Here is a 14,842-nt window from a genome sequence, read left to right as displayed (position 1 = left end):
ATACACTAGCCGCGGACTGTATATTCGGCCAAGAAGTCGCCCGCCCTGTAGCCAAGCACTCGCTTAATATCTTCGCCCAGTGCGTCATGAAGTTTGACGACATTCTTATCTAGGCGTGTCCGGTGCATGTCGATAAAACGGCTGTACAGCCCATCCCATATTTCTTGCCATGTCTGATCGGCATGAGCGCCCATATCAACTAACTGACTACTAGACAACAATACTGGCTGGGCTGTTAATAGGTTCTTGCCCCCAGCAAACTGGGTCACCGCTAAAACATTAGTAACCAATTGCCATTCACTAGAATCGATCGACATTTCCCGGAACCAAGCAATAACGTTCTGGGGGTGAAATCCGATAATTTGCATCAAACTAGCCATTACTACTCGTTCTTGTGAAGATATGTAGCCAGTACGTCGAGCTTTTCTGATAATTGCGTCGACTGGCTCGAGTCCGGTTTGAGCGTCGATCCAGGCCGATGTCATTACCCTTGACGCCTGGAGTTCATTTTTACCCGGCAAGTCAACACAGCGCTCCAGGTAATAACCACGCATGTACTCTCGCCAGCCCAATATATTTCGCACATAGAGCTCTAGATCGACCAACTCTCCAGGCTTTTTGCTATGATTTTGTGTAGCTAATTTCAGCGCCTCTTGAGGGTAAACCAAGCCAGACTCAAGAAGTGTACCAATCAACGAACGTCCACTCCAAGAAGACTCCAGATCTAACTGATGAGACCCGGCCGCATAGCCAGCTAGTCGTGTAGACAAAAAGTCCTCGTGCCATTGGCCAGCTTCTTCGCGAGTAACCGGCCAGATAAAATCTTCTGGAAGATTATGATAATGACTAAAGCGATTCTCGACATAATGATAGGCCTCGGCAACATATTTATTGTTACCGAATGAACGCATACCTACGCTAGCCTGCTTTACGGGTTTTGGTTCGGGTAGCATCCAGTCGCCACCAACAGGCTTATAGTCTTTGCCGATAAGTATGTTAAAACGCTCTCGTTGCCACTGGTAAAAGTTCTTAAAGTCAGTCTTTTTAGCATCGAAAAACTCGCGTATTTCTTGCGTCTGTAGATAAAAATTAGGTAGATCTAGCCAGACAACCGAATACTCATCAGTAAGCTCCTGTTCGGCCTTAATCAACCTCTCTTTGAGCCGGTGATCATTGGGCTTGAACACATAAATTGTTTCGTAGCCATCGAGTGCTGCTCTGGCAACTGCTGCACCAGACCATAAATCTGGGTGGTTCTCCATGTAGTCAATTTCTAATTTTGCTGGCCACAATTCTTCGCCCAGATAGGCTTGCATGCTGGCCCGTAAAAAGATTATCTTTGAGCCATGTATTTTGTAGGGATATGTCTTGTCGTTGCCGAAGTAAAGCGGATCTTCAATAAAATATATTCTGTCGACGCTTGGCAAATCATCAATTTTGAATAACTGATCCGGAAATAGAACGAGGGCTTTCTTGCCAGCCTCTACTTTTTTGCTTCCAAACATACTAAAAGCTTAGCATGAACATAAGCTTTTTTACCAGATATTGGTCTGGTTACATCTTCTCTGGAATGTCGATGCCCAAAATACCAAGAGCATGCGCCAGATTCTGCTTAACGATTTGCATTAACCAAAGTCTGTTTGCCTGAACTTGTTCATCTTCGTCCAGTACTATTGTTGTCTCGTAATATCGGTTAAGATCTTTGGCTAAATCATAAATATAAAAAGCTAATTTGCTGGGCTCGAGCTCTGTTCGGGCCTGTCTTTCGAGGGCTGGATAGCCGAGCAGTTTGTGTAATAAACTGTGTTCTGCTCGCCAATCATAACCGTCTGTTCTTGCTGGCTGAAGCGACGATTTAGCCAAAATTGAGTTTAATCGAACAGCCGCATACTGGACGTATGGCCCGGATTTACCGGTTAGACTAAACATTTCTTCCCAGTTAAATAAGACATTGCTCTGGTGTCCTTGCAGAAACTCTCTGTAGCTAATTGCTCCGTAGGCGACCTTTGTAATATCTTCTGTGCTCATGTTTGGCTCGGCCTGAGCTTTTGCTTTCTCGAGGGCGAGGTCTAAGACATCTTCTAGATAGACTGCACCTCGCCTCGAGCTCATTTTTTGCCTCTGGCCATCTTCGCCAATCTCTTCGACCAAACCATACCAATAATGGACCAGGTCGGCATCGCTATATTTAGCCAGTTTATTAAATGCAAAAAGTTGCCTAAAGTGAAATTGTTGCTCTGCGCCAACCACATACAAAACTGCCGTTGGATCCCAACGTTCCTCGCGGTACTTGATCGTGGCTATATCCGTCGACGCATATAACAGGGCTCCGTTGCTCTTCTGCAATAACAGTGGTGTTTCAAGATTCTCAGATGACAAATCAACAATAACTGAATTATCATCTTGTTTAGTCGCAACCCCATCTGACAGCAACTGTTCGATTAACTGACGAGCTTGCTGGTAATAAAATGCCTCCCCTAGAGTTTCATCGAAAACAATATTTAGTTTTGCAAGTACCCGGTTGGTATCGGCCAGTGAAATGTTTTTAAACAATTCATGGTATTTCCAAGCCTCTTCGTCACCAGCCTCTAACTTAATTAGCCAGTCTTGGACGGATTGCTTCAATTCATCCCGCCCGGCTTCGGCCTCGGCCTTCAAGCTTTTCCTCATTTCGACATAAACTCTGCCGAGTTCTTTGTTGCCTCCCGAGCCTAAGGCTTCGTAGCTACTAAATGTCTGAAAACCAACTACCCACATACCAAACACAGTTCCCCAGTCACCCAAATGGCTATCGGTAATAACCTTGTAGCCCTGCGACCGATATAAGTTAGTCAAGGCTCTCCCCTGAAGCGCATTTCGCAGATGTCCGATTGAAAGCGGTTTAGCAAGGTTCGGCGACACATATTCAACGATTACTGTTCGATTATTTGGTTCGACCGACCCATAATCAGGATTCTCTGCTCCTTGCGCAATTAAGCCTCGGACCATCGACTCTTCGTTTAGCCAAATATTCACATAACCACCCAGAGCTTCTGTCCTGTTGATGTCGGGGTGATTTAGGCGGCCGGCAATATCTTGGGCAATCGCCTGGGGACTCTGACGCAGCTCTTGAGCTAAGCTAAAGCATGGCATCGCTATGTCGCTGCCAATCTGGTCGTTGCCAAACTGAATAAGCTCTGGTTTTACGCCAAAATGCTCTAGGTCGGCTACTAGCTCCTCAAGGTAGTTCATGGTTTAGTTAAGTATATCAAACTTCGGTAAAGTAGATAAAAACAAGCACTAACATAGAAGAATAGTAACGTTACAGCCCAAGCCTCGGCGTTTGCTATTGGGTGCAAAAATATATTGGCAATTAACTTTACTAGCCCAACTGGATCGGTGGCTATGTCCCAGCTATTTAGTCTGAGTCGTCGCCCGATAAAGATCGCCAAGCCACTCAAAAATAACGAACCCAAAATTGTAAGCCAAGCTGCATTTGGCTTGAATCTCTTCTTGTCGAGAAGTTGATCATGGACTACTCCAGTAGATATCAACCCCAACAAAAAGCCATAGCTCGAATACATAAATAGGAGTGCCGTGTCGAATAAAATGCCTGGGCTATTTGGTTCTAGGGCATAACGGTAATTGCCTACCCAGTAGTGTTCAAGATTGGCTTCAATCGGGTTAAGATGCAGTAAATCAGTGACTATATAAAAAGCGTTTGGCAAGAAAAGTAGCCAGACTATGAACAATACCCAAAACCAGCGTCCACGATACTGGCTCAAGATGTAGGCAAGATACAAAGGTAAAGAACCTAGTAGTAAATTCCAGGGTAAATACAAATGTCTGATCGTGCCTGAGTAAATATAGCGAACTATGCTCAAGGCTACGCAAGCGGCAGCCACTAGAGCCAGGACAAGGGCGATTTTATGTTGTTTTGTCTTCATAAATATTTGGCGGAGAGGACGGGATAAACGTACGGTGGTAGACTAGCTAAAGCTATTCCACCATCTACTATATCTCGTCAAATCAGTAGATTATGACAAGATTCGTAACCCTACGGGTTCGCATCCAGTACTCCTGTAACAAGGCGTAACTAAATACTTACTGCCTTGGTTCAATTATTTCTCACTGGCGGAGAGGACGGGATTCGAACCCGTGATACGGTTGCCCGCATACACGCTTTCCAAGCGTGCTCCTTCAACCACTCGGACACCTCTCCTAGTCGCAGTCAATGACGACTGTCGGATCACTACTTTTGCAAAACAAGTGGTAAAAGTATTAGTCTGACAGGTCATTGCTGTTACTCTCAAATCCAAAAGGTTTGAATTTGGTGCGGCCAAACTATTTTACGGGATTCGGCGACAAACCGCGAACCAAAGTATTATTTTTTCACATAAGCTAGAGCCCAGCGGCCATAGTTGCAGCAGACCCGAGATTAAGATGAGTGACTGCCACCTCAATCTCTTCTCGACCAACATATGTTCCATACCCTGGCACATCGAGACTTGGCCTAGTCCCCAGCCACGTTTCTCTCTCTGGGTCGAGCAAAACTGGTAAGTAGTCGACACCCTGCTGATCTAGAAATTCTGTAATAGGAGCCGTGTCTGGATGGTCATTCCAACTAATAAACGTCGCATAGCAACCCGCCACCATGCCTCTTGTGTCAATGGGATCGATACTCACTTCACTCATGCCTTCTATTATACCAGAACAAAATTCTGGTTCTTATGCTTGCTCGAAAAGCAATCTTCAATCTACAATAATAGTCCAGAATGCAGATAGTAAAACTACAAAACATCCGCAAGGTTTTCGGCCTTGGCGACGCCACCACCATTGCTCTCGATGATGTTAGTCTCGAAATCGATCAGGGTGAGTTCCTCGCTATTATGGGCCCAAGTGGTTCGGGTAAAACAACATTACTAAATGTCATCGGCCTACTCGACGATCCCACTGATGGTATCTACGAAGTCGAGGGTGTCCATATAAATGATCTCTCTGCCCGTGGCAAAGCCAAAATTCGTCGCGACCACATTGGCTTTGTTTTCCAATCTTTTAACCTTTTGCCGAATATTTCCGTGTTAGAAAACGTAGCCTTGCCACTCACCTACAAGGGCACCACCCACATCAACAGTCTTAAGCGAGCTAGCGATCTTTTGGAAAGACTCGGGATTCGCAACAAGGAATACTACCTACCAAAACAACTCAGTGGTGGTCAAACTCAGAAAGCCGCAATCGCCAGAGCCCTTGTTAACCGCCCCTCCCTGATTGTGGCCGACGAACCAACCGGCAATCTCGACACAGCTTCCAGCAAAGTGATTATGGACTTACTTCGAACTATCAATAAGCAAGGCAATACTATTTTGATGGTCACCCATAACCCAGAGCTGACCCGCTATGCCAGCCGAGTCATATACATGCAAGATGGACTGATTCGAATCGACCAAGCCTTGAAAGAAAATCAGCAAATCGATCTAACCAAGGTCCAGGACGTTGTCGAACGCGAAGATTACGAGGCCCGCAAGTCTGGCAAAAAGCATAAAAAAGCAGACCAAGTCGACCCGAAACATGTCGCCAGCAAGAAACGTACCTCTAAACAAAAAGGTAAGAAGAAATGATTTTTAGCAACACTAGTTCGAATGTCCGAATCGCAATGCACAATATACGTGGTGCGCGTGTCCGTAGTGGCTTAACAATCTTGGGCGTAGTCATTGGTGTAGCTTCGATAGTGCTGGCAATCAACGTTGGTCAAGGAGTTAAGAATCAAGTTCTGTCGCAGGTAGAGGCCAGCGGTGCCAATGTGATTAGCATACGTTCGGGTCATGTGATCGACCGTAATCCAGACGGCACTATCGCCCGATACAACCTCAACCGTGCACTTAGCTCAAATAGCCTGACACAAGCAGACCTTGATGCAGTCAACGCCATACCTGGGGTTACGGCAACTTCGCCACTAGCCGATATTAGCGCCGAAATCACCGACCGTGATGGCAACTTATTAAGCAATGGCTACTTGATAGCCACAAATAGTAATGTTTCCGGATTACTTGGCCGCCAGATAAGTTATGGTTCCGATTTTAGCTCGACACCATCAGATAGGACAGTTCTGATCGGTGCTTCGGTAGCCGATCAGTTATTTGGTGATCCTTCGCCAATTGGCTCGATTATTAAAGTCCGCGGACAAGATTTTGTCATCAAAGGTGTCTTTGAACGGTTCCCAGCCAACCCGATCAACCTGGGCATAGACTACAACAACACCGTTTTTGTAGATTTTTCGGCCTTGCACAAACTCCAAGCCGAAAACACCAAGATCAAAGAAATATTGGTGCGAGGCCAAACCGATCTTAATCAACTTATGCAAACTATCAACCAGAAGCTCCATGAGCTCCATAACCAAGAAGATTACAGTGTATTACGCCTGAGCGAACTCGAGTATGTAACCGAGGATATTTTTCAGTTAGTCACGGCTTTAGTGGCCGCAGTGGCCGCCATCTCGTTGATTGTTGGTGGAATTGGTATCATGAACATCATGCTCGTAAATGTCGCCGAGCGTACCCGCGAAATCGGCATTCGTAAAGCGATTGGTGCTAGTAATTGGCAAGTCCTGAGTCAATTCTTGTCGGAATCGATTGTACTCAGTGTAACTGGCGGCTTTATCGGTGTATTTGTATCGCAGCTAGCCGGATTAGTCATTCGTACCACTACGAACATTAAGCCAGCTTTCAGCCCAACAGTTATATTACTGGCGATTGCTATGTCGGTTATTGTCGGTGTCTTATTCGGGGCTGGCCCAGCCTGGAAAGCAAGTCGCAAAAAACCAATCGACGCCCTCCGCTCATAGTATTAGCTAAATCAAGTCCCGGCCAGATTTTTTATAGAAGTCTCTTAAGGGCTGACGCGGTCGGATTACCACTGCTACCAAGTTCAACGTAAGGCACCAGCCAGTCCCGAACAAAATCTGGTAACTCGCCTTGCTCTAGTATCAGTTATAATGGTGCTAACTTCACCCTTTTGCCACTTCTCTCAATCACAACGTGATCTTCTAGCTCGAGCTCCGGGATACTGGTGTTAGAGCTCAAAATCATCTGTCTGTCGACACCTGCACTTTCGTCCCGGACTCTAGCTACACAAACAGCTGCGACAAAAAATGTCACCCAGGCTGTTGTTTCCGGCATATCGATCTCTTCGACTGCCATGGCCGACGATTCCCGAATTGGCAGCTTCAGACTTGATATACTTTGCCCATCTGGCCACACCTGGTAAGCCAGCACAGCATGTTCAAATCCTATCTCGCCCGCTTCAATACTTAACGCCATATACTCTCCTTACTGTCATTAAGTTAAGACACATGCCGCCTTGCATTCAAGCAAGCATGAGGGCTTTAGCCAAGCTCGTGTTTGAACTTTTCTATCAGGTCGACCGGGGTTGGGTTAACCCCATTTAGTAGTGCAAGATAGATCGAAACAAAATCTCCGTAGCTTATCGTCCACAAAATTTGCTCTAAGATAGTCGCGCCTTTGGCCTCTACTACATGGGCTTTAGGTCGCTTGCCACTTAGTAGCTTGTCGCTGAGTTCAAAACGTTTTCGAACCCGTGGGTGGTCAAAACTACTGCGCAAATCGATCACCTCATAAGGCTTATCATGTGGGTGCGAGCTCCAGCCCATAAACTCATTATGATTAAACTCCGGGTATTGCCCCCACCAAGCGACGTTCTTGGCATTTTCGTTAAAACTTATTTTCCATTTATAGGCAGCTGACGCAAGGACTTTGCCAGCATAAACAACTGGTGACTTACCGACCAGCTCACGCGCCAAGCGCTTGGCCGGGTTGTTGCTAGTTGGCACATCGGGTAGCCAATTTTTAACTTCTTCGCGCAAAAATTCAGCACTGTTATGCAAAGCCTTCTCGGCTTCTGCCTCGGCTACCAAACCCGCTCGCTCGAGCATTGTAACTAGTGCTTTAAGGGCATAAAAAACTGCATAACGTGGTTGGCTGGCTTTAGGCAAATCAACATATATCTGATGTTTATCGCGGGTCAAATCAGCCAATTCGCCACCACCAGCTAGCACGACCACCTGGGCCGGGCTGGCAATTGCCTGTTCGAGCACCGAAACTGCCTCTTCGGTATTACCCGAATAGCTCGAGACAATCACCAAGGTTTTATCGTCGACATACTTAGGTAAGTCGTAATCGCGAACCAGCTCGAATGGCACGTTATACCCAGGCCAGGTCATCGAAACCAGCGCCTCTAGTGCTGAGCCGCCCATGCCCGCAAAGACCACTTTATCGGGTTTATTTAGGTCGGGTACAGGAAACTCGTGCTCGAGCTGCTGCCATTGCTTTTCGGCCATACCCAAGGCATCGCCAGAATCTTTGGTGTGAATATATTTAAGATCGTCTAACATATATATAAGCATAAACCAAAAGAGAGCTCATGGCGAGCTCTCTAAATTCTGATAATTCCGTATTTTTATGAGTTATCTGCGGCGAGCATACAAGCTGTGGCTAGCTGATACAATTACGACAACTCCGACTGCAATCAGAAGATTGTTGGCTGGACCAGTCCGAGGCAAAGTATCGGTTTTAACGACTGGTGTCGAAGCTGGCTTGTCGGTCGAGGTAGTGGTCGACTTGTTAAACTGCTCACCCACGCGACTAGCAATCTTTTCGCCGTCGCCGTCGATAACTGTAATCCCAAGCCCGTCGTTGCCAGCTGAGTTCGAGGTAACTTTGCTTGAATTGTCTGTTTCTGTGTTACTAGAAGTGCTCTGAGTTGTACTGGTCGAGGAGCTCGAATTATTGTTCTGACGGTCGTACAACCACTTTCCACCCAAGAATAGGCTCAAGACAACCGCAAATACAGCCAAAAACGTTAACAAGCTCATAATAATGGCAGTCGGTCGACTGACTGTGTCGGTCGACTTCAAATATGCTTGCGCATTAGAAATCTTGGTATCTTTTTTCTTGTATGGCATTTAATCCAACTCCTAACCTTCCAATTAGTAACTGTAGTATACCACAAGTATTAAAGTATTGCAAGTTTTACTTACAACACCCAATTTTCATAAAATTAAATAAATCTGGATTTGATCAGAGGCTATAAGTCTTTGGTTGAAGGGCTAGCACACCTCCTCAAAAACCGCGAAGAGATCGGATCCACTCCGATCTCTTTATTCCGCTTTGGGATATGAGCAGCCCGAGAACGCTCAACCTTCCCAGTTTAAGAATAAGTAACATCTAGATAACCATTTAAAACACTAATAAACCCGGATTTACTCCGGGTTTATTAGATCCTTTGCGAAGGGAGGACAGCCAGACAAATCTTCGATTTGCCTGCGCGTCAGGAGGGAAAGTCATTCCCTCCTGAATACTTACATCATGCCAGACATATCAGGAGCACCACCAGCCGACTTGTCTTCTGGCTCGTCGACTACAAGCGCACCCATGGTCATGCTGGTGCCGGCAATCGAGACTGCGTTCTGGATGGCTTCGCGTGTTACCCGAGCAGGGTCGACGATTCCACTGGCCTTCATGTCTACCAATTTACTTGGATTATTGACGTCTAGTCCCATACCCGGCTTACCGGCCTTAACTTGCGGCAGCCACTCGTCGGCATTCAAACCACTGTTGGTTAGTAAGATTCGGAATGGTTGTTCGAGAGCATTTTTCAAGATAGCGGCACCAGAGTCGGTGTCGTCGATCGCAACAGCTAAGTTTACAGGTGTTACGCCACCACCAGGCACGATGCCTTCGTCGAGGGCGGCTTTGACGGCAGCCACAGCGTCATCGACTCGGTATTTCTTCTCTTCGATCTCGGTTTCGGTGGCACCACCAACTTTGATCACCGCAACTTTGCCATTTAGGGCAGCCGCTCGTTTGTCTAGGTTTTCTTTGTCGAACTCGCTGCTTGCGTTGGTGCTCTGAGTTTTGATCTGATCAATCCTCGAGGCTAATTCAACCGGATTGCCGGCACCCTCAATGATTGTAGTTTCGTCGGCAGTTACAATTACTCGGCGAGCACTACCGATCATGCTTAGGTCGGCCGACTCAAAGGTATAGCCTTGGTCTTCGGAAATCACAGTTGCACCAGTCAAAATGGCAATGTCGTTCAAAATATCTTTGCGGCGGTCACCAAAAGATGGAGCCTTAACCGCAACGGTGTTGAGCACACCTTTAAGCTTGTTCAAAATCAGCGCTCCCAGAGCCTCGCCTTCAACATCTTCGGCAATCAGTACTACGTCTTTTTTGCCAGCTTGGGCAAGCTTTTCAAGAACTGGTAAAAATTCTTGAATGCTCGAGATTTTCTTGTCGGTAATTACGATACTTGGCTTGTCGTAGACTGCTTCCATGCGACCGCTGTCGGTAACCATATAGGGGCTAACAAAACCACGGTCAAAGGTAAAGCCTTCGACAACTTCGCTTTCCATGGCCAGTCCTTGGCCTTCTTCGACAGTTACCACACCTTCGCGACCGACCTTTTCCATAACTTCGGCAATCATGTCGCCAATCGTCGAGTCGCCGGCCGAGATAGTAGCTACCTGAGCCACCCGCTTTTTATCGTTGCCGATATCTTCGCGCATACCTTCGAGAGCAGCAATTACCTCTTCGGCAGCCTTTTCCAAGCCTTTGCGGAGTTGCATTGGGTTGTGGCCAGCCGCAATTAGTTTGTTGGCTTCATTTAAAATATGGTAGGTCAGAACAGTTACAGTGGTTGTGCCGTCGCCGGCAACATCGTTCATTTTGTTGGCAGCTTGCTTGATCAGCTCGGCACCCACCTTATAGCCTAAAGTAGCTGGATCGTTATCTGGTAAATCAATGCCTTTGGCAACAGTTACACCGTCGTGAGTAATCGTAGGTGCGCCGTAGCTTTTAGCGATAATCACATTGCGACCTTTGGGGCCCATAGTTGTTTTTACAGCTTCGTACAGGGCCCTCGCACCGCCCAGTAAGCGCTCTCTGGCATCTGCATCGTAGTATATTCGTTTACTCATTCTAGATCTTGGATCTTAGAGCTTAGATCTTAGAGCCCTAAGACTTCTCCTTTCTTACTATTAGTTCTTATTCTGAGTGTGTCCTAGCCTACCTTTGCTAGAACATCTTCTTCTTTTACTAAAATGTAATCAACTCCACCATGTTTGATGTCGGTCGTGCTATAGCTTTTAAAGATTATCTGATCACCAGCTTTAATACCCTTAACTTCTGGACCAACTGCCTCGACAGTGGCAGTCTTTGGTTTTTCTTGAGCATTTTCTGGCAAGAACAAGCCACTGGCAGTCTTGGCCTGAGCTTCGTCGTTTTTGGCTAGCACCAAGTCGGCTAGCGGTACAATGCTTAATTTCGACATTCTGTCTTACTCCCTCTTACGAATTGCTATTGATAACAAACTGCGTCGCAGTTTCTGGCACTCATACTAACCGAGTGCTAATAATGTGTCAATCACAATCTTACGTCAGCAGCTTCAACTGCCATACCAATACCCGAGGCCACCCTGCGCGATTGGCGTCGGGCCTCTAAAAGAGCCCTGAGCCCAGTAATCTCTTCTAGTCGGGCCTTCGCTTCGACCAGCATCTTTTCTGATGTCATCGGGTTATTGTCAATAAGTAGCCTTAGAGCATGTATATATTTACCGGGTTCGCGCATAAACAGTCCAAAATTGTGCGCCTCGACAGGGTCGATACGCCGATCGTAGTGATTATGTCCCATATGGTAGTTTTTTGTCTGTATGATCGATATTGGATTACCGTCTATATCTCGAACGACCATGTCGTGGTTCTTAGTTGTTGCGTCGTGTGCTGAGCTTTTATCGCTAAAATAGCTACTGCCGAACACACCATCTAGAGTGTTCTCATCTTCATATAAGAGATACCTGGCGTATGTCATAACAAGGGCTTCAAACATCATTCCGCGCAAATCTCTCTGTAGCACCGGTTCGGCTTCCGAGGCTTCGTGGGCTTTATGGGCTTCTTCCAGCATATCAATGCCCGCTCGAACCGAAAGCACTAATCGAGACTCACGAGCGACCATAGCTTTAGTGTGCTTCGCATCAAATTCCTCTAGGCTATCACCATCGTAGTGATCGAGCTCGGTTTGACGGATTAGTCCAAGTGAGTGCAACTCACCTAGATCGAGTAAACGCATACGCATTCTAAGCCGCTCTGTGGGAGTCAGTGCAACATCTAACCTCTCGACAACCATATCCATGGTACTACGGGCTAGCCCAGTTGCACGTTCAACCAGTTCCTCATCTCGAAACATCAAATAACATGCATCAACTAACAGTTCGATTCTTTCATTAGGATCTAACGATGTATTCAGCGCTTCAATGTCGAGATTTAAAGCTTGGCGTCTTAAGTTTTTATCGCCAAACTCTATTTCGAGCGGGTCAAATGCCCGCCTACTTAACACGGGGTCTTGTTCGTTAACTTTATCTAGTGGTGAAGTCATAAGATGTTTATCGTTTGCGTTTTAATTACTTATGTGTTAAAATTTAACAGATTATGAGTAGTTTGTCAATGCATGAACTTTGCGACCCACGTGTTGCAGGTATAGATGCGGTGGTCGCGTTAGTTCTGCAGCGTACAGTTTCTTTAAACGGTAGGGTGATTGGTGAACCAACATTCCACCACGATAATGACGGTCTAGTTAGAGTTACCTGTGTTGACGAAGAAGGCCAGTCTTATACTTTTCAGTTTGAGCCAAGCATGGCTTCTTTCGCAGATACAGCTATAGATAACGACGGTCGACCTGTCTGCTCGCTCTCTTAACCAATAGACTAATAAATATCGTCGAATCTAGTCAGTTCTAGATAGTTGCCCAGCAACTGATTAAGTCGATCAGCTAAGCTTAGCTGACGATTAAGGGCTGCTATAACCTCCTGCTCGAGGTCTGGAGCCTCTATCAAGGTTTGGCCGGCCACAACTAACGAAGAATCGGTGACTGTGTCTAATAAATCTTTAATTTCATTGTCGGTGGTGCCTGTTTGTTCATCGGTTATGCCGGTGCCGGAATTAACCACCCATTCTTTAGGGTCGCGTTGTTCGCCACCGACTATTTCTGGGGTTAGGAATGAGCGCAAGCTACACCATGCAACATTAAGCGTCTCTTCGTCCAGAATAATTTCGCCAGTTTCGCGGACTGGGACTGATACAACCATGCGAAACTCCGGCTTAACCGCTTCTAGATTGACCCCCGGCCTTGCCTTTAGCGCAAACTTACCAACGGCATGGCCATCTTCAATCGAGCGCTTAAAGAATTCGGGGCCATCTTGGAATGCGCCTAGGCCGTATTTAGTAATTTTTTTGAGCAATAAGCCGACCCGTAAGGTCAAGTTTTGTTCGGCTAAGACTCCTTCAGTCATAAACATATATATTTTTAACATATATTCATAAATTTGACAATGTGATATAGATTGTGTAAGATGCCCAAGCTCGGAAACAAGTCCGGGCCCTTTACAAGGAGACACCTTGAAACCTTCAACCTTCACTGAGGGTTCGGATAGGGAGCTCACCACGCTTGGTGACGGCTGTGGTTGGTTGCGAATTGCAGTCCATCCCAACAGTCACTTCGGCGAGATCGAGTTCTTCCAGCCGTTGACATCTGCCGGCCTCGACCAGCTGATTGCCGACATGGGTCAAGTCGCCGGCATCAGCGCTGACGACTGGGTCTACTACCCGGACACCGCAACGGTGAAAATCCTGCTCGGAGCCCACGATGCGCCCGTCACGGACGCCTCAACCCGGAAGGAGCAGGAGGTCATCGCAACCATCGTGGGGTTGATCAGGACTTGGCCGAAGGGTCTCGGCCTGATCGAAGATGGCAACAACTCTGAAGAGCCTGGGGTGATCGATCCCCACCGTGAGTGGTACGCCACCCACGAGGCGGGGCTGCCGCCCGCGATGTCGGAGTAGCTCAAGGTTTCGAGTAGTGGGCGGATTAACCGCCAATACACCGAGGTTTCCTCGGTCCGGGTTCAAACCCGGGTTCGCCCACTTCGAACCTTCTCCTTTTGAATTGTGCGTCGAGCCGTCGCTCCGCACTACAACGCCCCAGGCAAGTAGCCTGGGGTTTCCGCTTTTATGGGTTGACATTATCAATAAATTTGGCATAATAGTCGTTCGTCCCACACGCCAACAAAGGATCTCAAGTGAGCCCGACCCTCAACAGACTGTCGCTCCAAATGCTCGACATGTCTGCTACCGACCTACCTCCTACCATTCACTTCGACAACCGGACGGTGAGTCTCGCCGGCAAGTATACACCGCCAGGTGGTTACCTTCGCATCCGGCTGAACTCCAACTGCCAGCTACCAGACCTTCGGGTTTTGGCCGATCTGAGTGGTGAAGTTCATCACTCGCTACTGGTTAACCAAGATTCCTTTGGTTACTACGTGACCAGCCTGGATCGTAACTGCCCCGAGCAGTTGCTGACACGACGGTCGTGCGAGTTCCTGCAGCTTCTGCTCTGCTACTGGCTGACAGAAGCCAACCCGCAGCACACCTGCGAAATGCATGGCTCGCAACATGGAAAACGGCGACGCTTCGAGCGACGTCGACTTGGGGCAACTACCCCGAGCTTCTGATCGAGAGCCCTAGAGCCCTCTCAGGGGCTCGGGGTTTTCTCGTTTATTGATATGAGATAGATCTTAGAACTCGGATATTAGATGTCTGTCGGTCTTGTATATCCAGCATCACCCAAACTCGAGATTAGCAAGCTTGTAGTTCTTAAGTATGGTAACGAGGACTGTATGCAGCTGGCTTTGCCAGCAAGTTCCGCAAGTTACCAGATTTAAGAGCTGTAAGCTTGATAGTCTGGATGTTTGGGTGGCTGGGAAGACTTTTTTTGCTTCTGTTTTTGGTCTCTTC

Annotated in this window: 16 protein-coding genes and 1 tRNA gene; 4 read left to right on the top strand and 13 right to left on the bottom strand. The window is 47.1% G+C overall.

The annotated features are described in order from the left end of the window. Positions 1–5: 5 nt before the first annotated feature. From H6798_01335 to H6798_01315, 5 genes are all read right to left on the bottom strand, one after another. Entirely contained in the window at positions 6–1,505 is a 1,500-nt protein-coding gene (locus H6798_01335) for a cryptochrome/photolyase family protein (protein ID MCB9821164.1), read from the bottom strand. A 49-nt stretch (positions 1,506–1,554) separates the two neighbouring features. After that, the gene (gene argS, locus H6798_01330; GenBank protein ID MCB9821163.1) at positions 1,555–3,231 is read right to left on the bottom strand and encodes an arginine--tRNA ligase; all 1,677 of its coding nucleotides are present in this window, start codon (positions 3,229–3,231) and stop codon (positions 1,555–1,557) included. Continuing rightward, positions 3,228–3,926: a DUF1361 domain-containing protein gene (locus H6798_01325; GenBank protein MCB9821162.1), complete on the bottom strand. Its 699-nt coding sequence runs from the start codon at positions 3,924–3,926 to the stop codon at positions 3,228–3,230. The genes argS and H6798_01325 overlap by 4 nt, the downstream gene beginning before the upstream one ends. Positions 3,927–4,111: 185 nt before the next feature. Continuing rightward, positions 4,112–4,201, bottom strand: a tRNA-Ser gene (locus tag H6798_01320). Positions 4,202–4,380: 179 nt separating this feature from the next. Continuing rightward, a complete protein-coding gene (locus H6798_01315) occupies positions 4,381–4,674 on the bottom strand; it encodes a hypothetical protein (GenBank protein ID MCB9821161.1) in 294 nt (97 codons plus the stop codon). A gap of 80 nt (positions 4,675–4,754) precedes the next feature. Here H6798_01315 and H6798_01310 point away from each other — a divergent pair, with 80 nt between their 5' ends. Both H6798_01310 and H6798_01305 read left to right on the top strand, forming a co-directional pair. Further along, positions 4,755–5,597 (top strand): ABC transporter ATP-binding protein, encoded by an 843-nt coding sequence (locus tag H6798_01310; protein MCB9821160.1) that lies wholly within the window; start codon positions 4,755–4,757, stop codon positions 5,595–5,597. Beyond that, positions 5,594–6,820, top strand: a complete 1,227-nt coding sequence (locus H6798_01305; protein ID MCB9821159.1) for an ABC transporter permease — start codon at positions 5,594–5,596, stop codon at positions 6,818–6,820. Before H6798_01310 ends, H6798_01305 begins: the two co-directional genes overlap by 4 nt. 145 nt (positions 6,821–6,965) lie before the next feature. On the opposite strand, the gene H6798_01300 is transcribed toward H6798_01305, so the two are convergent. From H6798_01300 to H6798_01275, 6 genes are all read right to left on the bottom strand, one after another. After that, the gene (locus tag H6798_01300; protein MCB9821158.1) at positions 6,966–7,295 is read right to left on the bottom strand and encodes a hypothetical protein; all 330 of its coding nucleotides are present in this window, start codon (positions 7,293–7,295) and stop codon (positions 6,966–6,968) included. A gap of 65 nt (positions 7,296–7,360) precedes the next feature. Continuing rightward, complete coding sequence (locus H6798_01295; protein ID MCB9821157.1) at positions 7,361–8,386, bottom strand: bifunctional phosphoglucose/phosphomannose isomerase; 1,026 nt, start codon at positions 8,384–8,386, stop codon at positions 7,361–7,363. Between the two features lie 72 nt (positions 8,387–8,458). Then, positions 8,459–8,956, bottom strand: coding sequence for a hypothetical protein (locus tag H6798_01290; protein MCB9821156.1), 498 nt, complete (start codon positions 8,954–8,956; stop codon positions 8,459–8,461). A 396-nt stretch (positions 8,957–9,352) separates the two neighbouring features. Next, complete coding sequence (groL, locus tag H6798_01285) at positions 9,353–10,972, bottom strand: chaperonin GroEL (GenBank protein MCB9821155.1); 1,620 nt, start codon at positions 10,970–10,972, stop codon at positions 9,353–9,355. An 83-nt stretch (positions 10,973–11,055) separates the two neighbouring features. Continuing rightward, the gene (locus H6798_01280) at positions 11,056–11,325 is read right to left on the bottom strand and encodes a co-chaperone GroES (protein ID MCB9821154.1); all 270 of its coding nucleotides are present in this window, start codon (positions 11,323–11,325) and stop codon (positions 11,056–11,058) included. Between the two features lie 92 nt (positions 11,326–11,417). Beyond that, positions 11,418–12,425: a hypothetical protein gene (locus H6798_01275; GenBank protein ID MCB9821153.1), complete on the bottom strand. Its 1,008-nt coding sequence runs from the start codon at positions 12,423–12,425 to the stop codon at positions 11,418–11,420. 53 nt (positions 12,426–12,478) lie between these two features. On the opposite strand from H6798_01275, the gene H6798_01270 reads away from it, so the two are divergent. Further along, positions 12,479–12,745 carry a hypothetical protein gene (locus tag H6798_01270; GenBank protein ID MCB9821152.1) on the top strand — a complete coding sequence of 89 codons (267 nt, stop codon included), beginning with the start codon at positions 12,479–12,481 and terminating at the stop codon, positions 12,743–12,745. A gap of 8 nt (positions 12,746–12,753) precedes the next feature. Here the strand turns inward: H6798_01270 and H6798_01265 are convergent, their stop codons facing one another. Further along, the gene (locus tag H6798_01265) at positions 12,754–13,359 is read right to left on the bottom strand and encodes a hypothetical protein (GenBank protein ID MCB9821151.1); all 606 of its coding nucleotides are present in this window, start codon (positions 13,357–13,359) and stop codon (positions 12,754–12,756) included. An 85-nt stretch (positions 13,360–13,444) separates the two neighbouring features. Here H6798_01265 and H6798_01260 point away from each other — a divergent pair, with 85 nt between their 5' ends. After that, positions 13,445–13,888, top strand: coding sequence for a hypothetical protein (locus H6798_01260; GenBank protein MCB9821150.1), 444 nt, complete (start codon positions 13,445–13,447; stop codon positions 13,886–13,888). 446 nt (positions 13,889–14,334) lie between these two features. Here the strand turns inward: H6798_01260 and H6798_01255 are convergent, their stop codons facing one another. Next, positions 14,335–14,490 carry a hypothetical protein gene (locus H6798_01255; protein MCB9821149.1) on the bottom strand — a complete coding sequence of 52 codons (156 nt, stop codon included), beginning with the start codon at positions 14,488–14,490 and terminating at the stop codon, positions 14,335–14,337. Positions 14,491–14,842: the final 352 nt, after the last annotated feature.

It is taken from the genome of Candidatus Nomurabacteria bacterium, from assembly GCA_020631905.1.
Taxonomy (GTDB): Bacteria; Patescibacteriota; Saccharimonadia; order Saccharimonadales; family VXPC01; genus JACKGQ01.
The sequence above is the reverse complement of the archived record's forward strand: the minus strand, read 5'-3'. Positions and strand labels throughout refer to the sequence as shown.